Source organism: Curtobacterium sp. WHRI 8282, from assembly GCF_040223925.2.
GTDB lineage: Bacteria > Actinomycetota > Actinomycetes > Actinomycetales > Microbacteriaceae > Curtobacterium > Curtobacterium flaccumfaciens.
Genome location: NZ_JBEHCD020000001.1, coordinates 483,292 through 510,111, shown reverse-complemented (window position 1 = coordinate 510,111; position 26,820 = coordinate 483,292). Strand labels below are relative to the sequence as shown.

Genomic DNA, 26,820 nt, shown 5'->3' with positions numbered 1-26,820 from the left:
ATTGCTCGAAGCAACTTCCTTTGACGCCATTCGGATCGGCCTCGCGACCGCCGAGGACATCCGTCAGTGGTCGTACGGCGAGGTCAAGAAGCCGGAGACCATCAACTACCGCACCCTGAAGCCCGAGAAGGACGGTCTGTTCGGCGAGCAGATCTTCGGTCCTTCCCGCGACTGGGAGTGCGCCTGCGGCAAGTACAAGCGTGTCCGGTTCAAGGGCATCGTCTGCGAGCGCTGCGGCGTCGAGGTCACCAAGTCCTCGGTCCGTCGTGAGCGCATGGGCCACATCGAGCTCGCTGCCCCCGTCACGCACATCTGGTACTTCAAGGGCGTCCCGTCGCGCCTCGGGTACCTCCTCGACATGGCGCCGAAGGACCTCGAGAAGGTCATCTACTTCGCGGCGTACATGATCATCGACATCGATGAAGAGGGCCGTCACGCGGACATGCCGGGTCTCGAGAACGAGATGCGTCTCGAGATCAAGACCCTCGAGGGCCAGCGCGACTCGATCATCGCCGACCGCCTCAAGAGGCTCGAGGACGACCTCGCAGCCCTTGAGGAAGAGGGTGCGAAGGCCGACGTCAAGCGCCGCACCAAGGACACCGCCGAGAAGGAGATGTCCCAGGTCCGCAAGTCGTTCGACGAGGACATCACCCGTCTCGAGCGTGTGTGGGAGGACTTCCGCAACCTCAAGGTGGGCGACCTCAAGCCCGAGGACGCCGTCTTCCACGAGCTCCAGGACCGGTTCGGGATCTACTTCGACGCCTACATGGGCGCCGAGGCGATCAAGCTCCGGCTCGAGGCGTTCGACCTGGCCGCCGAGGCCGAGGCACTGCGTCTGCAGATCGCCGAGGGCAAGGGCCAGAAGAAGATCCGCGCGATCAAGCGTCTGCGCGTCGTCAGCTCCTTCCTCGCCACCGGCAACTCGCCGGCCGCGATGGTGCTCGGCGTCGTGCCGGTCATCCCGCCGGAGCTGCGCCCGATGGTGCAGCTCGACGGTGGCCGTTTCGCCACGTCGGACCTCAACGACCTCTACCGTCGTGTGATCAACCGCAACAACCGTCTCCGCCGCCTGCTCGACCTCGGTGCCCCCGAGATCATCGTGAACAACGAGAAGCGCATGCTGCAGGAAGCGGTCGACGCGCTGTTCGACAACGGTCGTCGTGGACGTCCGGTCACGGGTACCGGCAACCGCGCCCTGAAGTCCCTGAGCGACATGCTCAAGGGCAAGCAGGGTCGTTTCCGCCAGAACCTGCTCGGCAAGCGCGTCGACTACTCGGGCCGTTCGGTCATCATCGTCGGCCCGCAGCTGAAGCTGCACCAGTGCGGTCTGCCCAAGCAGATGGCGCTCGAGCTCTTCAAGCCGTTCGTGATCAAGCGCCTCATCGACCTGTCGCACGCGCAGAACATCAAGTCGGCCAAGCGCATGGTCGAGCGTTCGCGTCCGCAGGTGTGGGACGTGCTCGAGGAGATCATCCGCGAGCGCCCCGTCCTGCTGAACCGTGCGCCGACGCTGCACCGTCTGGGCATCCAGGCGTTCGAGCCGCAGCTCGTCGAGGGCAAGGCCATCCAGCTCCACCCGCTCGTCTGTGCTGCGTTCAACGCGGACTTCGACGGCGACCAGATGGCCGTGCACCTGCCGCTGTCGGTCGAGGCCCAGGCCGAGGCCCGCATCCTGATGCTCGCCTCGAACAACATCCTGAAGCCGTCCGACGGCCGCCCGGTGACCCTGCCCGCACAGGACATGATCATCGGTCTGCACCACCTCACGACCGTCCGCGAGGGCGCCGTGGGCGAGGGCCGTGCGTTCTCGTCGGTGGCCGAGGCGATCCTGGCGAACGACCAGCACACGCTGCACCTCAACGCGATGGTGAAGATCCGCATGACGGGTGTCCACTTCGCCGAGGGTGAAGCACCCGAGGGCTACGAGCAGGGCGACACCGTACTGCTCGAGACGACCCTGGGCCGTGCGCTCTTCAACGAGACCCTGCCGGCGAACTACCCGTTCGTCCAGAAGGTCACGGACAAGGGCGTGCTCTCCGCGATCGTCAACGACCTCGCCGAGCGCTACTCCAAGACCGAGACGGCCGCTGCGCTGGACCGGATCAAGGACGCCGGCTTCTACTGGGGCACCCGCTCCGGTGTGACCGTCGCCCTGTCGGACGTCGTGACGCCTCCTCGCAAGAAGGAGATCATCGCGGGCTACGAGATCCAGGCCGCCAAGGTGCAGGGCGAGTTCGACAAGGGTCTGATCACCGACTCCGAGCGTCGCGCCGACCTGATCAAGATCTGGACCGAGGCCACGAACGAGATCGCGCAGGAGATGCGCGACAACTTCCCGGTCGACAACACCATCAACCGCATGGTGTCGTCCGGTGCTCGTGGTAACTGGCTCCAGGTCCGCAACATCGCCGGTATGCGTGGTCTGGTGAACAACCCGAAGGGCGAGATCATCGCCCGCCCGATCATCAACTCGTACCGCGAGGGCCTGACCGTGGCGGAGTACTTCATCGCCACCCACGGTGCTCGTAAGGGTCTTGCCGACACCGCGCTCCGTACCGCGGACTCCGGGTACCTCACCCGTCGTCTCGTGGACGTCTCGCAGGACGTCATCATCCGCGAGGACGACTGCGGCACGACGCGTGGCCTCGAGCTGCCGATCGCGACCGTGGACGCCGACGGCAAGCTCGTCCGCGACCCGCGCGTCGAGAACACCGTGTACTCCCGCACCCTGGCCACCGAGGCCGTGGACGCACAGGGCACGGTCGTGGCCGAAGCCGGTGAGGACGTCGGTGACGTGCTCCTCGAGAAGCTGCTGGCAGCCGGTGTCGAGAGCATCAAGGTGCGCTCGGTCCTGACCTGCGAGTCCGCCGTCGGTGTCTGCGCGAAGTGCTACGGCCGTTCGCTCGCCACGGGCAACCTCGTCGACATCGGCGAGGCGGTCGGCATCATCGCCGCCCAGTCCATCGGTGAGCCCGGTACCCAGCTGACGATGCGTACCTTCCACACGGGTGGTTCGGCCTCGGCCGACGACATCACCCAGGGTCTGCCGCGTGTCACGGAGCTCTTCGAGGCGCGTACCCCCAAGGGCGCGTCCCCGATCGCCGAGGCCCCCGGCCGCGTCGTGGTCGAGGACACGGACAAGGGTCGTCGGATCATCCTCACGCCGGACAACGGCGACGAGCCGTTCATCTACCCGGTGCTCAAGCGTGCGACGCTCCTCATCGAGGACAACCAGCACGTCGAGCTCGGCGAGCAGTTCATCGCCGGCACCGTCGACCCGAAGGAAGTCCTCCGGGTCAAGGGTGTCCGAGAGGTCCAGAAGCACCTGGTCAACGGTGTGCAGGACGTCTACGGCTCGCAGGGTGTGCCGATCCACGACAAGCACATCGAGGTCATCGTCCGCCAGATGCTCCGCAAGGTCACCGTCGTCGACCACGGCGACACCGACCTGCTGCCGGGTGAGCTCGTCGACCGGTCGCGCTACAACGCGCTGAACCGTGCGGCGCTGCAGGAGGGTCGCAAGACCGCCTCGGCTCGCCAGGAGGTCATGGGCATCACGAAGGCGTCCCTCGCGACCGAGTCGTGGCTGTCCGCCGCTTCCTTCCAGGAGACCACCCGCGTGCTCACGCAGGCGGCCATGGAGGGCAAGCAGGACCACCTCGTCGGCCTCAAGGAGAACGTCATCATCGGTAAGCTCATCCCCGCCGGGACGGGCCTCAGCCGGTACCGTGACGTGGACGTGAACGCGACCGAAGAGGCGAAGGCGGAGCGGTACCCCAACCGCATCTTCGCTGACGACTCGTCGTTCTCGGACGCCGACCTGAGCTTCGTCGACTTCGACAGCTTCTCGTCGGACGACTTCACGCCGGGCACGTACAACTGAGCCTGATGTGATCCCACGAAGGCCCCGTCTCCGCAAGGAGGCGGGGCCTTCGTCGTGTCGTCACCACGTGACGGCCTGGAGGCGCGGTGCGGGGCCGCCACGGGCCTCCCGTCCGCCGTGGGGTCGCGGCTAGAGCGCGCGGCCCGCGCCGTTGTCGCGGCCGGAACCGCGACCGGTCTCGTCGACCAGCGAGAACAGGCTCAGCACGTTGCCGTCGGGGTCGCGGACGTCGAACCAGTCGACCGCCCCGTCGACGCACTCGACGGGGCCGATGTCGATGCCCAGCGCGCCGATGCGTGCGTGCTGCGCGGCGACGTCGTCGACGCCGAAGCGGACGCTGACCGGGTTCTCCTCGGCCTGTTCGTCGACGTAGAGCTGGATCCAGATGCCGCCGACCTCGTACTCGGCGACGCCGTCCTCGGGCTCGAGGTCCGGCTCGGTGCGCTCGAAGACCGCGCCGTACCAGAGGCAGGACGCCTCGATGTCGCTGACGGGCAACCCCACGGTCACGCTCGTGATGTCCATGACTCATCATGTGCCCGGGTGGGGGCGCGCGTCGAGAGGGATTCCGCGGTGCCGCGCTGTCCGGCCCGCGACGGTCGGTGGCCTTGTTCCTCCACACCCCCGTGTGACGCCGACGTTCTCCACGGACTGCTCGCCTTAACTCCGCGATCGGTGCGGGGTCCGGGAGGCTGGCGGACATGCACCCACCATCGACCGCCGCGACCCGGCGCGCACGTCCCCCGGACCGGGGCCGAACCGGTCGTGGACCCCAGTTCTGGGTGCAACCGGACCCCCTCCGCCCCCTCTTTCTGGGACTGCGGTCGGCGAGGGCCCCAGAAGTAGCGTGGTCGGGCGCCACATCCCTGGTGGCGCATCACCCGACGACGTCTCGCCGTGCGCGAGTCCAAGGAGGCACGGGACTCATGGCGACCCTGTCCGAGATCCTCATCCTGAACGGCGCCCTGCCGATCGAGCACCTCGATGCGATGACGGGTGACGAGGACCTCGACGAGCGCGCCATCCGCGGCCTGGTCGACCAGGGCGTCGTGAGCGAGGCCCAGTTCATCACCGCCCGGGCCGCGTCGAACAACTCCCGCACCGTGCCGCTGAGCGACTACCCCGTCGACGGCACCGCGGTGTCGATCCTGCCGGCGGCACTGTGCCGTCGCCACGGCGTGCTCGGTGTCGGGTTCGAGGGCGACCTGCTCATCCTCGCGATGGTGAACCCCACGAACGTGCTCGCCATCGACGACGCCCGGACGGCGTCCGGCCGGGCGATCAAGCCGCTGCAGGTCGAGGAGCGTGACCTCGTCGCTGCCCTCGACCGGTACCTGCGCGCCGACGACGAGCTGAACGACCTGACGTCGTCGCTCGAAGAAGAAGCGTCGACGACCTCGAAGGCGCAGGTCGACATCGCCGACGGCGCCCTCGACGACGTGCCGATCGTCCGCTTCGTGAACCTGCTCGTGTCGCAGGCCATCCAGGACCACGCATCCGACATCCACATCGAGCCCGGCGAGCACGAGGTCCGGATCCGGTACCGCATCGACGGCGTGCTGCACGAGATGGCGCCGGCGCCGAAGAACATCCAGAACGGCGTGATCAGCCGCCTGAAGATCATGAGCGACATCGACATCGCAGAGCGCCGCAAGCCGCAGGACGGCCGCATGTCCGTGCGCCACGGCGGCCGGCAGATCGACCTCCGCGTCGCGACGCTGCCCACCGTGTGGGGCGAGAAGGTCGTCATGCGTATCCTCGACAACACGAACACCTCGCTGACCCTCAAGGACCTCAACCTCCTCGAGCAGAACTTCCAGGCGTACCAGCGGTCCTACTCGAAGCCGTACGGCATGATCCTGGTCACCGGTCCCACCGGTTCGGGCAAGTCGACGACGCTGTACACGACCCTCAACGCCGTGGCGAAGCCCGAGATCAACGTCATCACGGTCGAGGACCCGGTCGAGTACCGGATGGCCGGCATCAACCAGGTGCAGGTCAACCCGAAGGCCGGCCTGACGTTCGCGTCCGCGCTCCGCTCGATCCTCCGGTCCGACCCCGACGTCGTGCTGCTCGGTGAGATCCGCGACCACGAGACCGCGCAGATCGCGATCGAGGCGTCCCTCACCGGGCACCTCGTGCTCTCGACCCTGCACACCAACGACGCTCCGTCGGCCGTGACCCGCCTGACCGAGATGGACATCGAGCCGTTCCTGGTCGGGTCCGCCCTCGACTCCGTCGTCGCCCAGCGACTCGCCCGCCGGCTGTGCGACCGGTGCAAGGCGCCCGCCGTGTACGAGATCGAGCAGCTCCGGGCACTCGGGTTCCTGGCCCCCGGCGACGAGATGCCCGCGTTCTTCGCCCCCGTCGGCTGCGCGGTGTGCTCGAACACCGGCTACCGCGGCCGCATCGCCCTGCACGAGGTCATGACCGTCACCGAGGAGATCGAGCGGCTCGCCGTCGGTCGCGCCTCGAGCGCGGAGATCAGCCGCGTCGCCCAGCAGCAGGGCATGCTCACGCTCCGCCAGGACGGCTTCGAGAAGGTCAAGCTCGGCATGACGAGCGTCGACGAGATCCTGCGCGTCGTCGCGTGACCGGGGAACAGGACGAGCAGATGACCGACTCCGTGTACGACATCACCATGCCCGGCGACGAGCCCGTCGCCGGATGGCACCCCGGCACCCCCGGCGCCGAGGTCGGCTCCCGCCGTGCCGCGCGTCTGGCCGCGGCTGCTGCCGCCCCGCCCGAGCAGGTCTACGACCTGATGGACGACTCGGCGGTGTGGCCCGCGCCCACCGGCACGCCGGTGGCCAGCCCGGTCGCCGGGCCCGTGGGTGGTCCGGTCGCTGCGCCCGTGGCACAGTCCGCCACCGCTCCGGCGACGCCGCCCGCCGCGGTGCCGTCCTCGACCGCCACCTACGGGTACGCCGAGCCGGCGACCCAGCAGCTGCCGGCCATCGCCTACAGCGGCGCCCACCACGCCGCACCGGCGGCACCCGCTCCGGTTCCCGCCCCCACCGCGGCATCGGCCGGTGACATCGACTTCGCCCGGCACGCGCGCGAGGTCGCCGACCCCGACCTCATCACCGCACTGGCGCAGGTCGTCTACCAGGGGGCCTCCGACCTGCACGTCACGGCCGACGCCCCGCCCACCGTCCGCGTCGACGGCTCGCTCCGACCGGCCGTACCGGGAGGCGCGTGGTCGCGTGGCAAGGTCATCGCGGCACTGAAGACGCTGCTGTCCGTCGAACAGGCCGGGCAGTTCGACCACGACCAGGAACTCGACTTCGCGTACTCGCTGTCGCCGGAGTACCGCTTCCGCGTGAACTACTACCAGCAGCGCGGCAACTGGGGCGCGGCGTTCCGCATCATCCCCACCAGGATCAAGACGCTCAAGCAGCTCGGCATCCCCGCGCACGTCGGCGACTTCGCCGGCCTGCCCCGTGGCCTGGTCCTCGTCACCGGCCCGACCGGCTCGGGCAAGTCGACCACCCTCGCCGCGCTCATCGACCTGGTCAACGAGAGCCGTGCCGACCACATCGTGACGGTCGAGGACCCGATCGAGTTCATGCACGACCACAAGCGGTCGATCATCAACCAGCGCGAGGTCGGCGCCGACACCCACTCCTTCGCCTCGGCGCTCAAGCACGTGCTGCGGCAGGACCCCGACGTCATCCTGATCGGTGAGCTCCGCGACCTCGAGACCATCTCCGTCGCGCTCACCGCCGCCGAGACCGGTCACCTGGTGTTCGCCACCCTGCACACGCAGAGCGCACCCGGCACGATCGACCGTGTCATCGACGTCTTCCCGCCGCACCAGCAGGGGCAGATCCGCACCCAGCTCGCGGCCACCCTGCAGGGCGTCGTCTGCCAGACCCTCGTCCCGAAGGCCAACGGCGTCGGTCGGGTCGTCGCCACCGAGATCATGACGATCACCCCGGCCATCGGCAACCTCATCCGTGAGGGCAAGACGTACCAGATCACCTCGGCCATGCAGGCCGGCCGTGACCTCGGCATGCACACCATGGACCAGGACCTCGCCGAACTGGTCAACGTCGGCACCATCTCGCGCAAGGCCGCGATGGAGAAGGTCCACGACGAAGAGGGCTTCGACCGGCTCGTCCAGCGCGTCGAGTCCCCGTCCGACTCCTCGGCCGCCGCGATCGCCGCCAGCGGTATCGACTTCGGCGACAAGTTCTCCGGAGGCTACTGATGTCACTCGCGTTCGACTACCGAGGGCGCGACGGCGCAGGCAAGCTCGTGAAGGGCCGCCTCGACGCCGCGTCCGAAGGGGCCGTCGTCCAGCGCCTCCGCGGGATGGGCGTCTCGCCGATCGCCATCACCGAGGCGAAGGCCGGCACCGGGCTGCAGACCGAGATCAAGATCCCCGGGTTCGAGAAGGGCGTCGGGCTCAAGGACCTCGCGATCATGTCGCGGCAGGCCTCGACGATGCTCACCTCGGGCCTCTCGCTGCTGCGGACCCTCACGATCCTGTCCGACCAGACCGAGAACAAGAAGCTCAAGGACATCCTCGGCAAGGTCCGTGACGACGTCGAGCGCGGCGTCTCGTTCTCCGACGCCGTCGCGAAGTACCCGGTCGACTTCCCGCCGATCATGATCAACATGATCCGCGCGGGGGAGACCGGCGGCTTCCTCGACCAGGCCATGGACTCCATCGCGACGAACTTCGAGAAGGAGCACAAGCTCCGCTCGACGATCAAGTCGGCGATGACCTACCCGGTGGTGGTGCTGTGCATGTCACTTGCCGCCGTCGTGATCATGCTCATCTTCATCGTCCCGATCTTCCAGGACATGTTCTCGTCGCTCGGCGGGCAGCTGCCGTTGCCGACGCAGGTCCTGGTGACCCTGTCGCACGCGATGCGCTGGCTCGCACCGGTCCTGGCGGTCGCCGTGATCGTCGGCTGGCTGTGGTTCCGGGCGAACAAGAACACGGATCGCTTCCGGAGCTTCCGCGACCCGATCATGCTCCGCCTGCCGGTGTTCGGTGGACTGACCCGCAAGATCGTCATCGCGCGGTTCGCGCGGAACTTCTCGAACATGATCGGCGCTGGCGTGCCGATTCTGCAGGCATTGTCGATCGTCGGTCAGGTGTCGAACAACTTCGTGGTCCAGAAAGCACTCGAGCGCGTTGCGGAAGACGTCCGAAAAGGTGAATCAATTGCGGCGCCGTTGGCCCGGGAAAGCATTTTCCCGGCAATGGTCTCGCAAATGGTCGCTGTCGGCGAGGACGCCGGTTCGCTGGAGATCATGCTCGAGAAGATCGCGGTCTTCTACGACTCCGAAGTCGAGTCGACGACAGAGTCGCTGACTGCCCTGATCGAGCCGCTCCTCATCGCATTCCTCGGCGTCGTCGTCGGTGGCATGATCATCGCGCTATACCTGCCGATCTTCCAGATCACGTCGTTGGTGAAGTAAGGATCGCCCCTCGTGTGGGGGTGAAGCGCGATGGAAGACCCCCGTTACTGGGGGTAATTCGGAGGGCCCTGACCCCCCGTTCTCGGGATTCCACCCCGAATCGCCGCTGAATACTCTTGTGAGCGGCGGCGGAGCACTCCCCGGCACATTCTCCCATCGCATTCCCCCAAGAACGGAACCACCATGTACTTCGCTCTCATGGGCAAGCTCGACGCTCGCCGCAAGGGTCTCCTCGAGGACAAGGAGAAGGGCTTCACGCTCATCGAGCTCCTCGTCGTCGTCATCATCATCGGCATCCTCGCCGCCATCGCCATCCCGGTGTACCTGAACGTGCAGAACAACGCGAAGGACGCCTCGGTCAAGTCGGACCTCGCGAACGCGAAGACCGCGGTCATCGCCTACCAGACGGACAACAACGGCAAGCTGCCCGCCGCCACTGACTTCACGCAAGCGACGCTCGGACAGTACGGCTACACCAGCAGCCAGGACAACGCACTGACCTACAAGGCGACCTCCACGACGGCTTTCTGTATCCAGGGCACCGGCGCCACGAAGACCGACTTCAAGATCACCGACGCGCTGGCTGCCGCCAAGGGCACCTGCTGATCCTGATCTGCTCCTGAGGGCGGCCCGTCGGACGACGGGCCGCCCTTCTGCTCCGATGCTGCACGAGGAGGTGACCATGTTCCAGCGACTGCACGACCGGCTGTACCGGCACGACGCCGAATCCGGCTTCTCCATCATCGAGGTCATGGTCGCCATGATGGTGTTCGCGGTCATGTCGATCGGGATCGCCTACGGCATCGCGAACAGCCTCCAGCTCACGCAGACCAATCGCGGTCGCGAGACCGCGGTCGCCCTCGCCTCGCAGGACATCGACACCCTTCGCCAGACCGCGGCCGCCTCCACCGGCGGCATCTTCCGAGTCCTCAGCAAGTCCGGTCCGGACAACACGAAGACCATCGGGGGCGTCGAGTACGCGATCGACCGGAAGGTCAGCTGGGTGCAGAGCGACGGCGCGACCGGCGCGTGCGGGACCTCGAACGGCAAGCTCGCCTACAAGAGCGTCGTCGAGACCGTGACCTGGCCGAACCCGCACGGCGGTTCCAGCACCACGTCCGTCTCGTCAGCGATCGCGCCGAGCGACGCGGTCACCGACCCCGGGTACGGCACCGTGATCATCTCGGTCACCACCGCTTCGGGCGCGCCCTACGAGGGTGTCGGGATCACGATCACCCCCGTCAGCGGCGGTGGCGGTGCAGCGCTGACGGCGCCGGTCCTCCCGACCGACGCACAGGGCTGCTCGTACGCGGTGAACGTGTCGCAGGGCGACTACGCGGTCTCTGCGAGCGTTACCGGCGGCATCGACACGAACCAGCAGCAGCCGTCCGTGCAGTCGCCGATCTCGGTGACCGCCGGCGCGAGCTCGCCCGTCCCGTTCGTGTACGACCAGTCGAGTCAGCTGACCCTGCAGTACGCAGCCGGCTCCAAGGCGATGATCCCGACCAACATGCCCACGACGCTGTCGAGCACGGCCGGCGGGCTGGACGTCGTCAAGCCGTGGGACCTGGCCAGCACCTCGCTCAACATCACCTCGAGTTCACAGCCGTCGTTGCCGGTGTTCCCGTTCGCCTCGGGCTACACCGTCTACGCCGGCCCGTACTCCAACAGCACCGGGAGTGCGACGAGCTGCCTCAGTCCGAACCCCTCGGCCTGGTCGACACCGAACGCGGCCAACGCGATCGGTGTGAGCCCGCCGTCGGTCGCCACTGCTCCCGGCAAGCCATCGTCGGCCTCCGTGATGATGGGCGTCGCGACCGTCACCGGTGTGAAGGACCGCTACATCACTGCCGTCTCGTCGGCGAACCCGGCCGCCGGCGACCCCGGCTGCGCCGCCGGCATGACGATGAGGTTCCCGGTCTCCGCCGGCGACACCGCGACCATCGCCCTGCCCTTCGGCACGTGGACGCTCTACTCCGGGACGACGTTCGGGTCGACGACGAAGAACGAGATCGCGTCGAAGGCCTCGAACGTGAAACCGGTGACCAACGGCATGGTGAACCAGAAGACGGCGCTGGTGCTCATCAACTACGACAACACCCTGACCCTCGACCCTCGCGGGCAGACGTCGTGATGCGGGCCCTCCGACGCCTCCACCGCGAGCAGGCGGGGATCTCGCTGTCCGAGCTGCTCGTCGCCGTCAGCGTGTCGATGATCATCCTCGTCGCCGTGGGCGGGTTCTTCACGGCCACCTTGCGCGCCGGGGTGACGAACACGTCCTCCGACCAGAACGCTCGGACGGCGTCGATCGCGATGAACTCGATCACGCGCTACGTGCACGCCGCGAGTCTGTTGCCGAAGTCTGACGGCACCTACGCCGCTGCGGTCACCCGGGCGGCCCCGACGCAGGTGGTGTTCTTCGCGTACATCAACCTCGACGGCAACAGCACCGACAAGCCCGTGCAGATCCGCTACTCGCTGAACGACGCGAAGCGCCTCGTCGTGGACCAGTGGGACGGCACTGCGACGAACGGCTTCTACTCCTTCCCGGCGACGACCCAGACCCCGGCGCGGAGCCTGGTGGTGGGTGGTCCGATCGCCTCACCGACGAGCGACGGTGTCGCGCTGTTCTCGTACCTCGGAGCCGACGGCAAGACACTCGCGACCCAGCCGGACGGAACACTGGCGACCGCGCAGTTGGGCAACGTGCGAGCCGTCCGCGTGAACCTGGAACTCGGCTCCACCACAGCCGGTGCGAGCGGCAACACCCACGTGCAGAACACCCTGTACCTCTTCAACGTCGTCTACGGCACCAGCATCGGAGCGGGTTCATCATGATCCGTCGCATCAGCGCGGTCCTCGCGCGGGCCCAGCGCGACGAGCGCGGCATGGTCCTCGGCAACGTGCTCATCTTCGGCACCGTCATGATGCTGCTCGTCGCGACGATGATCGCCGTCTCCACCTCGGGCGCGGTCAAGGCCGCGTCGGACCGCAACTTCCAGAACGCGATGGCGGCCGCGTACGCGGGGCTCGCCGACTACCAGTCGAAGCTCTCGAACGACAACGGCTACGCGCTCTACGGCAACGCGAACGCCCAGTTCAGCAAGTCGAGTGGGTCGACCTTCGTCAACGCCGACAAGAACATCGCCTTCACCAACTCCGGTTCGGACTGGGCCCCGGTCGTCGGCTCGAGCGACCAGTGGTTCCGCTACGAGGTCGACAACTCCGACTACTCCGGCAAGGGCGTCCTGCGGGTCCGTGTCACCGGCAAGGCCGGGGCAAGCGTCCGGTCGCTCGTGGCCAACCTCAAGGGCGACGGCTTCATCAACTACCTCTACTTCACCAACTACGAGTCCTCGAACCCCGCGCTCACCGGGACCGGTTGCACGACCGCCTACCAGTGGCAATCGGTCGCGGGGAAGTGCACGGCGGTGCAGTTCGCCGGCACCGACACCCTGAACGGGCCGATCCGGACCAACGACGTCTTCACCTCGGCGTGCTCGACGGTGTTCAACGGGTCGGTCGAACAGCACGACACGACGGTGCGCCCGTCGAGCGGCACCTGCGCGGGGACGTTCAACGGCGGTGCTGCAACCGCGGTTCCGTACCTCGGTCTGCCCGCGCTGAACACGAACATGTCGCAGGAGACGCGGACCGACCTCCCCACGACGGTTCCGCGGCCCGGCTGCATGTACACCGGACCGACCCGCGTGAAGTTCCTCGGGAACGGCAAGATGACCGTGTGGTCGCCGTGGTCCCGGGCCACGCAGATCAAGGTCAACAGCTCGAGCGGGGCGGTCCTCGCCGCGGACGACGCAGCGAAGGCCGCAGCGCTCTGCGGGGCGGTCTCGGATCTGCAGAGTTCCGCCGGTGCCACCATCCCGACCCTCCCCTCGAACCTGATGTACGTGCAGGACATCCCGTCCGCGTCGAACAACGTGAACGCGTGGGGTGCGGCCTTCCCGTCGAAGTACACGAACACGTACTGCACCACCACGGTCACCGTGCGGCCGAACGGTTCGGCGACGAACACGAGCAACCAGCCGTTCAACAACGGACAGGGGTTCCCGGCCGCAGGTGAGTGGATCAACGGGGGATCGTCGGGTTCCTCGTACCAGACGGGTTCGGCGTCCGACGCGTACAGCTGCACGGCGGGCGACGTCTTCGTCAGCGGGGCGTTCAGCGGGGCGATGACGATCGCGGCATCCGGGACCGTGTGGGTCACCGACGACATCACCTACCTCAGCGCCACGAACGACGTGCTCGGGCTCGTCGGCCAGAACGCCGTCGAAATCTGGAACCCCGCCCGTTGCACCTCGTACCCGACGACCTACCAGTGGGGTGTCGGGTACGTGACGGACACCTCGCGCTGCAACAGTTCGGGTGTGGGCCTGCTGAGCCGGTCTCCAGGCGAATCGATCACCGTGTCGGCGGCGATCGCGAGCAACGCGGGGACGTTCTGGAACCAGAACTACGACATCGGCTCGAAGCTCGGCACCCTCAAGGTCATCGGTTCGATCGCGCAGAACTGGCGAGGGGCGGTCGCGACGACCGGCAACACCGGGTTCTCGAAGAACTACGTCTACGACCAGCGCCTGCTGACGACGGCGCCCCCGAAGTTCCTGCAGCCGGTGTCGACCTCGTACGGGGTCACGACGCAGGTCGAGGTCCAGGCCGCGTACACCGCCGGCGGCTCGTGCGCGACCACGACCGGTGGTGGGTGCCGATGACCGGTCTCCAGGCGCTCGGCCCCGTCCTCCCCGGACTCGCCGCCGTGTTCGGACTGCTCATCGGCTCGTTCCTCAACGTCGTGGTGCACCGCGTGCCAGCGGGCCAGTCCGTGGTCTCGCCACCCAGCGCATGTCCGACGTGCGGGCACACGATCCGACGCCGCGACAACGTCCCGGTGCTCTCCTGGCTCGTCCTGCGCGGGCGGTGCCGTGACTGCACCGCGCCGATCTCCGGGCGGTACCCCGCCGTCGAGCTCACCACCGCGGTCCTGTTCGGGCTCACCGCCCTCGTGATCGCGGGCCGCTCTCCTGCGGGGACGACCCAGGACACCGTGGCGCAGGTCGTGGTCCTCGTCGCGTTGTTGTACCTGATGGCGATCAGCGTCGCACTCACCCTGATCGACATCGCCACCCACACGCTCCCGAACGCGATCGTCTACCCGTCCGGGATCGTCCTCGCGGTGCTCCTCGTCGTCGCGAGTGCTGCCGACGGCGACTGGTCGGCTCTCGGTCGTGCGGCGATCGGGGCCCTCGGCTCCGGTGCCCTCTACCTCGGTCTCGCGCTGGCGGTCCCCGGCGGCATGGGTCTCGGCGACGTCAAACTGGCCGTGGTCCTCGGGCTCGTCCTCGCGTACCTCGGATGGGGACCCCTCGCAGTGGGTGCTTTCGGTGCGTTCCTGGTGGGCGGTACCGTCGCGATCGCGCTCCTCCTCGCCGGCCGTGCACGTTGGCGCGGCGGGCTGCCGTTCGGGCCGTCGATGCTGGTGGGGGCATGGCTTGGGATCGTCTTCGGGGACCTCCTCTGGACCGGGTACCTCCAGGTCCTCGGGGTCGCTTGAACGACCACCACTCCACCTCCAACGAAAGCAGCATCATGGGCAAGAGCATCGTGGGCCTCGACATCGCGGGGTCGTCGATCCGCGCGGTCGAGGTCGTCGACGCCGACAAGGCACAACCGACGGTGGTGCGCTTCGCGGAGGTCCCCACTCCGCAGGACGCGGTGAGCCGAGGCGAGGTCCTCGAACCGAACACCGTCGCGGCCACCCTCCGCGAGCTGTGGTCGACGGGGCGGTTCCGCTCGAAGAACGTCGTCCTGGGGATGGGGAACCAACGGGTGCTCTCCCGCGACCTCACGGTGCCCCTCGCCCCGATGGCACAGATCCGCGAGAGCCTCCCGTTCCAGGTGCAGGAGATGCTCCCGGTGCCGGTCGGCGACGCGATCCTCGACTTCTACCCGGTGTCCGAGGGGGAGAGCGAGAACGGCCCCGTCGTCCACGGCCTCCTGATCGCAGCCATCAAGGACGCCGTGCTGGCGAACGTCAAGGCGGTGCAGCTCGCCGGACTCAACCCGATCGGGGTCGACATGATCCCGTTCGCCCTCACCCGTGTCCTGCTCGGGCGCCAGGGTGTCCCGGGGACCGCGGCGGTGGTGCAGCTCGGCGCGGACACCACGAGCGTGGTCATCGCGACCGACGGGATCCCGCAGTTCGTCCGGATCATCCCGATGGGGGGCAACGACATCTCCCGCGCGCTGGTCGGGACCCTCGACATCACCTTCGACGAGGCCGAGGCCGTGAAGCGCCACCTCGGGCTCGGCGGATCGGCGCGGACTCCGGACGATGCCCGTGCCGTCGCGGTGATCACGGCGTCGGTCCACGAACTCACGTCGAGCTTGCGGAACACGATCAACTACTTCGTCAACACCCGGCCGTCGGAACCCGTGACCCGGGTGGTGCTGACCGGTGGCGGGACCCGGCTGCAGGGCATGCGGGAAGCGCTGGCGGAGCAGACGCGCCTGCCCGTCACGATGGGCGCCGCGTTCGACGGTGTCGGACTCGCACGATCGATCCCGGCCGGCGACGTCGCCGATCACGTCGATGCGATCACGGTCGCCTTCGGGTTGGCAGTAGGGAGCAGAGCAGCATGACCGTCACAGAAGCGCGACCCGTCGACGCGGTCGGTGCGGCACGACCGGAGCGTCCCCGACGGACTCGCGGCGCGCAGGTCTCGATCGCCGGTCGTGAACCCCGCGTCGACCTCCTGCCCTCCGAGGTCCACGTCGACCGTCGCGAGCGGGCCGTCGCACGTCGTGCGTGGCTCGGTGTCCTCATCACGGCGGCCGTCGCGGCACTCGGCGTCGGCGCAGCGGCGGTCCACCAGCTGGACACCGCATCGTCACTGACCGCGGCGCAGGCCGAGACCGCGTCGTTGCTGCAGCAGCAGCAACGCTTCTCCGACGTCCGGCAGGTCGAACAGGACAGCCAGCTCCTGGAAGCGGCACGAACCGTCGGAGGGTCGACGGAGATCGATTGGAACGGCACGCTGTCGCAGCTCGAGAACGTGCTGCCGGCCGGCGTCGTCATCACCTCGATGACCATCGACTCCGCTGACGTCACCACGGCGTTCGCACAGTCGGCGGTCCCGCTCGAGAAGGCCCGTGTCGCATCGATGCAGCTGACCGTGTCGAGTCCGACCATCCCCTCGGTACCCGACTGGACCGCTCGCCTGTCGCAGCTCGAGGGCTACGCGGACTCGACCATCACGTCCGTCGCGCTGCAGGAGGACTCCGGCGGGTACACCGCGACGGTCCAGGTCCACCTCGGCGAACGGGCGTTCGACGGCAAGTACACCCAGGAGCAGTCGAAGTGAACCGCAACCGCCTCTCGTTCGTCGTCGCGCTCGTCGCGATCGGAGCAGTGCTCGCCGGGGCGTGGTTCCTCGGGGTGCAGCCGCAGCTCGCCCAGGCTGCGGACAACTCCTCGCAGCAGACCGACATCGACGCCACGAACGCCCGGAACCAGGCCGAGCTCGCTCGGCTCCAGAAGGCGAGCGACGCACTCGCCGAGACGAAGACGAAGCTGGACGCGCTCCGCGCCTCGGTACCGTCGACGCCGTCGACGGATGCCCTCCTCCGGGAGCTGAACGGCGCTGCGACCGCCGCTGGCGTCACGGTGACCTCGATCACCGTCGGAGACGCGAAGGCCTACGAGCCGGTAGCCGGCCAGGCCTCCGAGGAGCCGGCGGCTTCGGCGAGTGCCACGCCGAGCGCCGAGCCGACCCCGACGGCGCCGACTGCCCGGACAGACGCTGCGATCAACGGATCGAACTTCGTCGTCATCCCGGTGACCGTGGCGGTGCAGGGCTCGTACGACCAGGCGCTCGCCTTCACGAAGGCGGTGCAGTCCGGGCAGCGGCTGTTCCTGGTCACCGGCATCGCCTCGACGAGTTCCGACTCGGGAGCGAGCCCGATGGACGCGCAGGCGTGGTCGCTCTCCGGATCGGTCTACGTCCTCGCCGAGTCGGACACCGCCGCGAAGGGCTGACCCCACCCCCACGGACCGGGGTCGGCCACGCCACGCCGACCCCACTTCGCGACACCCGTCGTTGTGATTACGATGCACCAGACGCCGTGATCGCGGCTGTTCATCCCCGCTCGAACGGTCGGCTCGAACCGGCCGTTCCTCGTCGTGCCCGGAGTCGCGCGTGTTGGTCGGAATCGTGGAATTCCTCGGTTGGTTCGGTGCCGTAACCGTTCTGGCAGGTTACATCTTGTTCTCGACTGGCAAGATCCCGAACGGCCCGCTCTACCAGCTGTTCAACCTGGTCGGTGGCCTCGCGGTGGCGATCAACGTCGCCGCGCACCACGCCGTGCCCTCGACGATCGTCAACGGGATCTGGGCGATCGTCGCCGTCGTCGTCCTGGTGAAGATGGGCCGAGCGCGCCGCGCGGCGAAGCGCGACGGGTCCGTGTCCACCGAGCCGCCGGTCCTGCACGCTGAACCGGCCGCGACCGCCGGGGTCCTGCCGGTCATCGGCCCGGCGCTGCGTGACCACGAGCCGGAGGGCAACGTCGAGGCGGACGCCGCCACGGGCCTCCAGTCCGACGACCCGACGGACGCGACGATGCCGGATACCGCACCCGCCGCGGTGCCGGAGGCGCCCGCCCCCATGACGGAGACCGTCCCGATCATCACGGCGACGATCGCGCTCGCCCTGGTCGCCGCCGCGCAGGAGCAGTCCGCCCGGGCGGACCGTCGCGAGCACGCGGACGACACGGGCCACGCCGAACCCGCTCGCTGACCAGCCGGTCGGCGATACGATCGGCGCATGTCCCGGTGGTTGATCGCGACGATGACGTCCGTCCTCTTCATCGCGCTCGTGATCGCCGTCACGGGCTTCGAAGCCCTGCTCGCCGACGTCGAGGTCATCTCGCAGCCCGACGCCACCCCGTACCTCGGGCCCGCGATGGTGGTCGGCGCCGCGGTGGTGGTCTTCCTCGCGACTGCGGCGGGTGCGCGGGACGGCAACCCCGGCGTGACGGCCCTGGTGGCCGCTGCGACGGTCTACCTGGTCATGCTCGGCGTCGGGGCCGTGGGCTACGCGCTCATCCGCTCGGACGCGACGGAGCTCCTCGTCTTCCCCGCGGGGTACGCCCTCGGGCCGTTCGTGGTCGGGTCCGTTGTGGTAGCGCTCCTGTCGGTGCTCGGCGGGATCACGATGGCCCGACACCAGGCGCGGACCGCCGGCGGCTCGGGCGGTGCCGCGACGCGTCCGGACGGCCCCGACGAGCGCTCCGGGCGCGACCGGACGAACGCGGGCGAGGAACCCGCCGGACGGTAGTGTTCGCAGGGCACGACGCACACGCAACGGGGGAACGATGAGCGACCAGCACGCGCAGGATCCGGACCAGCAGGGCGGCTGGGGCGCCGTCCCGCCGGTGGACTCGATCCGTGGCACCGACGGAACGCCCGCCGCAGGAGCCCCCGGGATGTCCGGGCCAGTGTCGCAGCGTCCTCGCCGGAAGCTCCGCCGCGGCCAGCTCATCGGCATCGTCTCGGGCGGCACGGCGGTCGTCCTGCTGCTCGTCGCCGGGGTCGTCGGGTACTCGATCGGTTCCTCCTCGCACTCTGCTGACCGTCCGGTGCGGGCGTTCCTCGACGACCTCACGGCCGGACGCGTGGCCGACGCCCTCGACGACGCGGGCATCGAGCGCGAGAAGACCGACGTGCTCCTCGGTGAAGCCGCCTACGCGAAGGCATCGGACAAAGTCACCGGCTACCGCGTCGCCGCGACGCGGACAGAGGGCGACACCGCGACGGTCCGCGCCTACCTGCGCCAGGGCGGGCAGGACGTCGCCGCGACCTTCACGCTGGACAAGACCGGGACGGACTGGGGCGTGTTCCCGGTCTGGGAGCTGCAGGCCCCGGAGCTCGGATCGGTCGACGTCGCCGTGCGGGGTCCGTCCGGTGCTCGGGTCACCGTCGCCGGCCGGGACGTGGAGACCGCGAAGGACGGCACGGTGAGCCTCCGCGCGCTGCCCGGGACCTACGACGTCGCCTTCGACGGCGACAAGTGGACCACGGCCAGCGGGGGATCGGCGAGCGTCAGCGGGTTCGGGCGGTCGACCTCGAGCCCGGTGCAGATGACCACGACCCTGACCGCCGCCGGGCAGCAGGCCGCCAAGCGAGCGGTGGACGACTGGGTGGACGGCTGCATCGCCTCCACCGACGCCGCCCCCGCCGGGTGCAGCTTCTACGCGTACGGGCAGAACCCCGCGTACACGTACTCGAACCAGAAGTGGACACTCGAGACGCGGCCCACCGTCCGGGTCGGCAGCTGGACGACGAACGGCTGGTTGATCACGACGACGACTTTCGGACGGGCGAAGTACACGGCCGACATCTCGGGTGCCGCCGGCACCGGGACGGCGTCCGCGGGGCCGCTCAACGTGAACGCGAGCGGGTACGTCACCGGCTTCTCGAGCGACGGTGCCACGTTCCGCTCGGCGGTGGGCAACGGGTCCTCCGACACCGGCTCATGACGGTGTCGGTTCCCGGGGTGACCCGGATTGATTTCGTCCCGTTACGCGGGTAGTCTCTACCGGGTGTGCGCCCTCGGGCGCGCCCGAAAAGTCCGGCGAGCGGGATCGCCCAGCCGGACCACTCCGTCCCCCACTCGAACACCCGCCGTCCGGCGGTGCTCAGCGTGGGACGAGGAAGCCGGCGGAACGCGCCGGCCAGAGAGCACGAGCGAAGAACCAGGAGAACAGTTGCCTACTATTCAGCAGCTGGTTCGCAAGGGTCGTACGCCGAAGGTCACCAAGACCAAGGCGCCCGCCCTGAAGGCGAACCCCCAGCAGCGTGGTGTGTGCACCCGCGTCTACACCACCACCCCCAAGAAGCCGAACTCGGCACTGCGCAAGGTCGCTCGTGTCAAGCTCTCGAACGGCACCGAGGTCACGGCCTACATCCCCGGTGAGGGCCACAACCTCCAGGAGCACTCGATGGTGCTCGTCCGTGGCGGTCGTGTGAAGGACCTCCCGGGTGTGCGGTACAAGATCATCCGTGGCGCCCTGGACACCCAGGCAGTCAAGAACCGTAAGCAGGCTCGTAGCCGCTACGGCGCGAAGAAGGGTTGAGTTAGATGCCTCGTAAGGGTCCCGCCCCCAAGCGTCCCGTCATCGCCGACCCGGTCTACGGTGCGCCGATCGTCAGCCAGCTCGTCAACAAGATCCTGCTCGACGGCAAGAAGGGCCTCGCCGAGCGCATCGTCTACGGTGCACTCGAGGGCGTTTCCGCCAAGAACCAGCAGGACGCCGTCGTGACGCTGAAGAAGGCGCTCGACAACGTCCGTCCGACCCTCGAGGTCCGCAGCCGCCGCGTCGGTGGCTCGACCTACCAGGTCCCGGTCGAGGTCAAGCCGCACCGCGCGAACACCCTCGCGCTCCGTTGGCTCACCTCGTACGCCAAGGCCCGTCGCGAGAAGACGATGACCGAGCGTCTCATGAACGAGATCCTCGACGCGTCGAACGGTCTCGGTGCCGCGGTCAAGCGCCGCGAGGACACGCACAAGATGGCCGAGTCGAACAAGGCCTTCGCCCACTACCGCTGGTAGTCCCGGCACCGTCCGGGCGCCGGTGGTCAAGAACCCCGGCGCCCGGACGGCCGCCAACCTCTCCTACAACTCTTCCGGAGGAACCCTGTGGCACAGGACGTGCTCACCGACCTGAACAAGGTCCGCAACATCGGCATCATGGCGCACATCGATGCCGGCAAGACCACGACGACCGAGCGCATCCTGTTCTACACGGGCATCACGCACAAGATCGGTGAGGTCCACGACGGCGCTGCCACGATGGACTGGATGGCGCAGGAGCAGGAGCGCGGCATCACGATCACGTCGGCCGCGACGACCTGCTTCTGGGACAACAACCAGATCAACATCATCGACACCCCCGGTCACGTGGACTTCACGGTCGAGGTGGAGCGCTCGCTCCGCGTCCTCGACGGTGCGGTCGCCGTCTTCGACGGCAAGGAGGGCGTCGAGCCCCAGTCCGAGACCGTCTGGCGTCAGGCCGACAAGTACGACGTCCCGCGCATCTGCTTCGTCAACAAGATGGACAAGCTGGGCGCCGACTTCTACTACACCGTCGACACCATCGTGAACCGCCTCGGCGCGGAGCCCCTCGTGCTCCAGCTGCCGATCGGTTCCGAGAGCTCGTTCGAAGGCGTCGTCGACCTCGTCCAGATGCGTGCACTCACCTGGCGCGGCGACGCCAAGGGTGACGTCGCGATGGGCGCGAAGTACGAGATCGAAGAGATCCCGGCCGACCTGCAGGACCGTGCCGCCGAGTACCGCGAGAAGCTCATCGAGCGCGTGGCCGAGGCGGACGACGTCCTCATGGAGCGCTACCTCGAGGGCGACACCGACTTCTCGGTCGCCGAGATCAAGGCAGCCATCCGTGCCCTCACGGTGAGCAGCACGCTCTACCCGGTCCTCTGCGGTTCCGCGTTCAAGAACCGTGGTGTCCAGCCGATGCTCGACGCCGTCATCGACTACCTCCCGTCCCCGCTCGACGTGCCGCCGATGATCGGCCACGACGTCAAGGACGAGGAGAAGGAGATCATCCGCAAGCCCGACGCGTCCGAGCCGTTCTCGGCCCTCGCGTTCAAGGTCGCGGTGCACCCCTTCTTCGGTCGTCTGACCTACGTGCGCGTCTACTCCGGCTCGATCGAGTCCGGTGCCCAGGTCATCAACTCGACCAAGGGCAAGAAGGAGCGCATCGGCAAGATCTTCCAGATGCACTCCAACAAGGAGAACCCGGTCGCCAACGTGACCGCTGGCCACATCTACGCGGTCATCGGCCTCAAGGACACCACCACCGGTGACACCCTGTGCGACCCGACCAACCAGGTCGTCCTCGAGTCGATGACGTTCCCGGAGCCGGTCATCGAGGTCGCCATCGAGCCGAACACGAAGGCTGACCAGGAGAAGCTCTCCACGGCCATCCAGAAGCTCGCCGAAGAGGACCCGACGTTCCGCGTCGAGCTCAACGCCGAGACCGGTCAGACGACGATCAAGGGCATGGGCGAGCTCCACCTCGACATCCTCGTCGACCGCATGAAGCGTGAGTTCCACGTCGAGGCGAGCGTCGGCAAGCCCCAGGTGGCCTACCGCGAGACGCTCACCAAGATCGTCGAGCGCTACGACTACACCCACAAGAAGCAGACCGGTGGTTCCGGCCAGTTCGCGAAGGTGCAGATCGCGCTCGAGCCGATGGAGGTCACGAGCGAGAAGGTCTACGAGTTCGTCAACGCGACCTCCGGTGGCCGTGTCCCGCGCGAGTACATCCCGTCGGTCGACGCCGGTATCCAGGACGCCATGCAGGTCGGCATCCTCGCGGGCTACCCGACGGTCGGCGTGAAGGCCATCCTCAAGGACGGCGCGGCGCACGACGTCGACTCGTCCGAGATGGCGTTCAAGATCGCCGGCTCGATCGCCTACAAGGAAGCGGCTCGCAAGGCCGGTCCGGCGATCCTCGAGCCGATCATGGCCGTCGAGGTCCGTACTCCTGAGGAGTACATGGGCGACGTCATCGGTGACCTGAACTCCCGTCGTGGCCAGATCGCCTCGATGGAGGACGCCTCGGGCGTCAAGGTGGTCCGCGCGAGCGTGCCGCTGTCCGAGATGTTCGGCTACGTCGGCGACCTGCGGTCGAAGACCTCTGGTCGTGCGGTCTACTCGATGACCTTCGAGACCTACAGCCAGGTCCCGGCCAAGGTCGCCGAGGAGATCATCGCGAAGAACGCGGGGGAGTAGCGCTCAGCGCTTCTCCACAGGCGGGGGCGCCCGGCGACGGGCCCCTCGCCACCAAGTAAAGTACAGACACACACCGCGCACCAACGGTTCCGAGCCCATCCAGGGCCGGCCGGGGGTGACGCTTCCGAGTCCTGAGGAGGACCCACAGTGGCCAAGGCCAAGTTCGAGCGCACCAAGCCGCACGTCAACATCGGAACCATCGGTCACGTCGACCACGGCAAGACCACGCTCACGGCGGCGATCACCAAGGTTCTGCACGACCAGTACCCGGACCTCAACGAGGCCCGCGACTTCGCGCAGATCGACAACGCTCCCGAGGAGCGCCAGCGCGGCATCACGATCAACATCTCGCACGTCGAGTACCAGACCGAGAAGCGTCACTACGCGCACGTCGACGCCCCCGGTCACGCCGACTACGTGAAGAACATGATCACGGGTGCGGCACAGATGGACGGCGCGATCCTCGTGGTCGCCGCCACCGACGGCCCGATGCCCCAGACGCGTGAGCACGTGCTGCTCGCCCGCCAGGTCGGCGTCCCCTACATCGTCGTCGCACTGAACAAGTCCGACATGGTGGACGACGAGGAGATCCTGGAGCTCGTCGAGCTCGAGGTCCGCGAGCTCCTCGGCTCGCAGCAGTTCGACGAGGACGCTCCCGTCGTGCAGGTCTCGGCGCTCAAGGCGCTCGAGGGCGACGAGAAGTGGGTCAAGTCGGTCCAGGACCTCATGGCCCAGGTCGACGAGCACGTGCCGGACCCGGTGCGCGCCACCGACCAGCCGTTCCTGATGCCGATCGAGGACGTCTTCACGATCACCGGTCGTGGCACGGTCGTCACCGGTCGCGTCGAGCGTGGCACGCTCAACCTGAACGCCGAGGTCGAGATCGTCGGCATCCGCGCGACGCAGAAGACCACCGTCACGGGCATCGAGATGTTCCGCAAGCTGCTCGACCAGGCGGTCGCCGGTGACAACACCGGTCTGCTGATCCGTGGCCTCAAGCGCGAGGACGTGGAGCGCGGCCAGGTCGTCGTGAAGCCGGGTTCGGTCACGCCGCACACCGAGTTCCAGGCGAACGCGTACATCCTGACCAAGGACGAGGGTGGGCGTCACAACCCGTTCTACGCGAACTACCGCCCGCAGTTCTACTTCCGCACCACGGACGTCACCGGCGTCATCACGCTGCCCGAGGGCACCGAGATGGTCATGCCCGGTGACACCGTCGCCATGACGGTCGAGCTGATCCAGCCGATCGCCATGGAAGAGGGCCTCCGTTTCGCCATCCGTGAGGGTGGTCGTACGGTCGGTGCCGGTACGGTCGAGAAGATCATCAAGTAACTCCGGTTCCTTGCGACAGCGGGGTCGGGCCTTCGGGCCTGGCCCCGCTTCGTCGTGTCCGGCCCCTGGCGCGCGTACAGGGCGCCGGACAGGAGGATCGGGGCGGGGCCCGCCACGGGCCTCCAGTCCGCCCCGTGACCCGTCACAGGCGTCACGGAGTTGGCTCGACGTCGTGACACGCCTCCGCAGATCCGCGACCTCTGGTCGCGGCTACCACCGCGTCCGTTCCGGACGCGGTTTCTCGTTCCGCGACCCCGACGGCAACACCGTGACGGACCCGGACGAACGCCGTCGGCTGGAGGAGTTCGTGATCCCGCCGGCGTGGGACGACGTCTGGATCTCCCCGTACGAGAACGGCCACATCCTGGCGACGGGCACGGACGGCGCGGGACGTCGCCAGTACATGTACCACCCGTCCTGGCGCGAACGGATGGACCGGATCAAGTACGACCGTGCGCTGGCACTGGCCGAGTCGTTGCCGGTCGCCCGCCGCGGGGTCACGCAGGACCTCCGTCGCCCCGAGCCGGACCGCCGCCGTGCGCTGGCCGCAGCGTTCCGGATGCTCGACCAGGGGTCCCTGCGGGTCGGGTCCGAGCGGTACGCCACCGAGCACGGCAGTCGGGGACTGTCCACGCTGCTCTGCGCGCACGCGCACGTGTCCGGCGACGACATCGAGCTCGACTTCCCCGGCAAGAGCGGGCAGGAGTGGTCGTCGTCGATCCACGACCACGACCTGGCGCGGGTGATCGCGGGCATGAAGCGTCGCGGGCCCAACGCGCGGTTGCTCTCGTTCCGTGAGCGCCGCGGAGCGGAGTGGGAGCCGCTCTCCGCCGAGGACATCAACGCCTACGTGAAGGAACGTGCGGGCGACGAGTTCACCGCGAAGGACTTCCGGACCCTGCACGGGACGGTCGCGGCCGCGGTCGACCTGGCCAAGACCGGACCGCAGTCGTCCCAGGCGAAGCGGAAGAAGGCCGTCTCGCACGCGGTGAAGGCCGCCAGCGACGAGCTCGGCAACACCCCGACGGTGTGCCGACAGAGCTACATCGACCCCCGGTTGCTCGACGCGTACGACCACGGGGAGACCATCGACCCGAACCGCCTGGCGTCCGCCGAGGCCGAGGTCCGGGCACTGCTCTACCGACAATGACCCGGGGGCCGTCCGGATGACGTAGCGTTGGTCGACGTGCCGGACCACCCCCACACGGCACGGAAGGACCCACAACAGTCGTGACCGACGAGTGCATCCACGGATTCCCCACCGAGCTCTGCGACATCTGCGCACCCCGGCAGCGCGAGGCGTCGGAGATCCCAGCCACCCCGGCCCCCCGCCGGACCCGCATCACCACCAACCTGCGCGTCGACCCGCCGGCCTCCGGCCCCGGGACGTCGCTCCGGTCGCCGACGTCGCTCCGTTCGTCGTCAGCCGACCTGCCCGAGGCACGTGAGTTCGCAGCGCTCCGCGCCCACCACGTGACCCACATCGACAACCTCGACGGCATCGTCGGTGCCGGGGCGATCCTGGCGTCCGACCAGGCCGAGCCGGTCGTGGACGTCAGTTCCGCCGAGACCCGTGCCGCCCGCGCCGAGGCCGAGGCACCCGACGGCTCCTCGATCGCCGGCCACGTGCCGTTCACGCTGTCGCCCGACGCCACCCGCTGGGACGAGCTCCGCACGGGCGCCGACGGTGAGCGCTGGTCGGACGCCGCCCGCCGTACCAGGGCGATCGACTACGTCGTGCTCGTCGTGCCGGTCTCGGCGTTCGGTGCCTCGGTGATCGTCGCCGACCAGGACGCCGACGCCGACGACGTCCGGTTCGCCGTCGGCCCGGACGCCGGCACGAACCTGATCCGCCGCACCGACTTCACCGACCCCGAGATGCACGGCCTCGAGCTGCTCGCCGGTCCGAGTGTGCCGTTCACGTCGGTCGCGGTCATCGGCGTGCCGAACGACAAGGCTCGGCAGACCGTCCGCGCCGTGCTCGCCGACCACGGCGGACACGCTCCGCGAGTGGCCGTCTTCCCGCCGTGGTTCGTGCCCCCGGTGACCGCCGAGTGACGGTCTCCTGACCCGTTTCGACGCACCCTCCGGACCCCGTCCGGAGGGTGCGTCGCGTTGCGGAGCCGAGCCGGGCCTCCAGGCCGTTCGATCCGCGTGGATCCGCGGAAGCGAGCCGGCGGGACACGCCCGGCAATTCGCGACACGCCCGGGTTGCACGTGGGGCGGGGCTATGCGAGACTTGTCCGGTTCCGAATTCCCCGTGGGTGTACGCCCACAGGATCACTGCTCTGGCAGTGCACAACCCCCTTGTTCAGCAGGGCTGGGTTGGGCCGCAGG

Annotated in this window: 22 protein-coding genes; 21 read left to right on the top strand and 1 reads right to left on the bottom strand. The window is 68.4% G+C overall.

What is annotated here, in order from left to right:
• Position 1: 1 nt before the first annotated feature.
• Complete coding sequence (gene rpoC / locus ABRP24_RS02485) at positions 2 to 3,883, top strand: DNA-directed RNA polymerase subunit beta' (protein ID WP_349847669.1); 3,882 nt, start codon at positions 2 to 4, stop codon at positions 3,881 to 3,883.
• Positions 3,884 to 4,012: 129 nt separating this feature from the next.
• On the opposite strand, the gene ABRP24_RS02480 is transcribed toward rpoC, so the two are convergent.
• Positions 4,013 to 4,408 (bottom strand): VOC family protein, encoded by a 396-nt coding sequence (locus tag ABRP24_RS02480; RefSeq protein ID WP_071245506.1) that lies wholly within the window; start codon positions 4,406 to 4,408, stop codon positions 4,013 to 4,015.
• A 401-nt stretch (positions 4,409 to 4,809) separates the two neighbouring features.
• Here ABRP24_RS02480 and ABRP24_RS02475 point away from each other — a divergent pair, with 401 nt between their 5' ends.
• From ABRP24_RS02475 to ABRP24_RS02380, 20 genes are all read left to right on the top strand, one after another.
• Complete coding sequence (locus ABRP24_RS02475; RefSeq protein ID WP_027466747.1) at positions 4,810 to 6,477, top strand: GspE/PulE family protein; 1,668 nt, start codon at positions 4,810 to 4,812, stop codon at positions 6,475 to 6,477.
• A 20-nt stretch (positions 6,478 to 6,497) separates the two neighbouring features.
• Positions 6,498 to 8,096, top strand: a complete 1,599-nt coding sequence (locus ABRP24_RS02470) for a type IV pilus twitching motility protein PilT (RefSeq protein WP_284733340.1) — start codon at positions 6,498 to 6,500, stop codon at positions 8,094 to 8,096.
• Positions 8,096 to 9,319, top strand: a complete 1,224-nt coding sequence (locus ABRP24_RS02465; protein ID WP_111053720.1) for a type II secretion system F family protein — start codon at positions 8,096 to 8,098, stop codon at positions 9,317 to 9,319. Before ABRP24_RS02470 ends, ABRP24_RS02465 begins: the two co-directional genes overlap by 1 nt.
• Before the next feature lie 183 nt (positions 9,320 to 9,502).
• Positions 9,503 to 9,925, top strand: a complete 423-nt coding sequence (locus tag ABRP24_RS02460) for a type II secretion system protein (RefSeq protein WP_051596998.1) — start codon at positions 9,503 to 9,505, stop codon at positions 9,923 to 9,925.
• Positions 9,926 to 10,001: 76 nt separating this feature from the next.
• Positions 10,002 to 11,453: a prepilin-type N-terminal cleavage/methylation domain-containing protein gene (locus tag ABRP24_RS02455; protein WP_349847670.1), complete on the top strand. Its 1,452-nt coding sequence runs from the start codon at positions 10,002 to 10,004 to the stop codon at positions 11,451 to 11,453.
• Complete coding sequence (locus ABRP24_RS02450) at positions 11,453 to 12,157, top strand: PilW family protein (RefSeq protein ID WP_027466743.1); 705 nt, start codon at positions 11,453 to 11,455, stop codon at positions 12,155 to 12,157. The genes ABRP24_RS02455 and ABRP24_RS02450 overlap by 1 nt, the downstream gene beginning before the upstream one ends.
• Positions 12,154 to 14,049: a hypothetical protein gene (locus tag ABRP24_RS02445; protein ID WP_349847671.1), complete on the top strand. Its 1,896-nt coding sequence runs from the start codon at positions 12,154 to 12,156 to the stop codon at positions 14,047 to 14,049. Before ABRP24_RS02450 ends, ABRP24_RS02445 begins: the two co-directional genes overlap by 4 nt.
• Positions 14,046 to 14,888 (top strand): prepilin peptidase, encoded by an 843-nt coding sequence (locus ABRP24_RS02440; protein ID WP_349847672.1) that lies wholly within the window; start codon positions 14,046 to 14,048, stop codon positions 14,886 to 14,888. Before ABRP24_RS02445 ends, ABRP24_RS02440 begins: the two co-directional genes overlap by 4 nt.
• Before the next feature lie 35 nt (positions 14,889 to 14,923).
• Positions 14,924 to 15,976 carry a type IV pilus assembly protein PilM gene (pilM, locus tag ABRP24_RS02435; protein WP_214521206.1) on the top strand — a complete coding sequence of 351 codons (1,053 nt, stop codon included), beginning with the start codon at positions 14,924 to 14,926 and terminating at the stop codon, positions 15,974 to 15,976.
• Entirely contained in the window at positions 15,973 to 16,698 is a 726-nt protein-coding gene (locus ABRP24_RS02430; RefSeq protein WP_349847673.1) for a hypothetical protein, read from the top strand. The genes pilM and ABRP24_RS02430 overlap by 4 nt, the downstream gene beginning before the upstream one ends.
• Positions 16,695 to 17,372: a type 4a pilus biogenesis protein PilO gene (locus ABRP24_RS02425; protein ID WP_349847674.1), complete on the top strand. Its 678-nt coding sequence runs from the start codon at positions 16,695 to 16,697 to the stop codon at positions 17,370 to 17,372. The genes ABRP24_RS02430 and ABRP24_RS02425 overlap by 4 nt, the downstream gene beginning before the upstream one ends.
• 226 nt (positions 17,373 to 17,598) lie before the next feature.
• A complete protein-coding gene (locus ABRP24_RS02420; protein WP_349847675.1) occupies positions 17,599 to 18,129 on the top strand; it encodes a hypothetical protein in 531 nt (176 codons plus the stop codon).
• 27 nt (positions 18,130 to 18,156) lie between these two features.
• Entirely contained in the window at positions 18,157 to 18,669 is a 513-nt protein-coding gene (locus ABRP24_RS02415; RefSeq protein ID WP_349847676.1) for a DUF6121 family protein, read from the top strand.
• Between the two features lie 37 nt (positions 18,670 to 18,706).
• Positions 18,707 to 19,870, top strand: a complete 1,164-nt coding sequence (locus ABRP24_RS02410; protein ID WP_349847677.1) for a hypothetical protein — start codon at positions 18,707 to 18,709, stop codon at positions 19,868 to 19,870.
• A 228-nt stretch (positions 19,871 to 20,098) separates the two neighbouring features.
• Positions 20,099 to 20,467: a 30S ribosomal protein S12 gene (gene rpsL, locus ABRP24_RS02405; protein WP_017885540.1), complete on the top strand. Its 369-nt coding sequence runs from the start codon at positions 20,099 to 20,101 to the stop codon at positions 20,465 to 20,467.
• A 5-nt stretch (positions 20,468 to 20,472) separates the two neighbouring features.
• Positions 20,473 to 20,943 carry a 30S ribosomal protein S7 gene (gene rpsG / locus ABRP24_RS02400; protein ID WP_349847678.1) on the top strand — a complete coding sequence of 157 codons (471 nt, stop codon included), beginning with the start codon at positions 20,473 to 20,475 and terminating at the stop codon, positions 20,941 to 20,943.
• Between the two features lie 87 nt (positions 20,944 to 21,030).
• Positions 21,031 to 23,148 (top strand): elongation factor G, encoded by a 2,118-nt coding sequence (gene fusA / locus ABRP24_RS02395; protein WP_027466735.1) that lies wholly within the window; start codon positions 21,031 to 21,033, stop codon positions 23,146 to 23,148.
• A 147-nt stretch (positions 23,149 to 23,295) separates the two neighbouring features.
• A complete protein-coding gene (tuf, locus tag ABRP24_RS02390) occupies positions 23,296 to 24,483 on the top strand; it encodes an elongation factor Tu (protein WP_027466734.1) in 1,188 nt (395 codons plus the stop codon).
• Between the two features lie 172 nt (positions 24,484 to 24,655).
• Positions 24,656 to 25,633, top strand: a complete 978-nt coding sequence (locus ABRP24_RS02385; RefSeq protein ID WP_027466733.1) for a DNA topoisomerase IB — start codon at positions 24,656 to 24,658, stop codon at positions 25,631 to 25,633.
• A gap of 80 nt (positions 25,634 to 25,713) precedes the next feature.
• Positions 25,714 to 26,541 (top strand): DarT ssDNA thymidine ADP-ribosyltransferase family protein, encoded by an 828-nt coding sequence (locus ABRP24_RS02380; RefSeq protein WP_051596996.1) that lies wholly within the window; start codon positions 25,714 to 25,716, stop codon positions 26,539 to 26,541.
• The last annotated feature ends 279 nt before the right edge of the window (positions 26,542 to 26,820 follow it).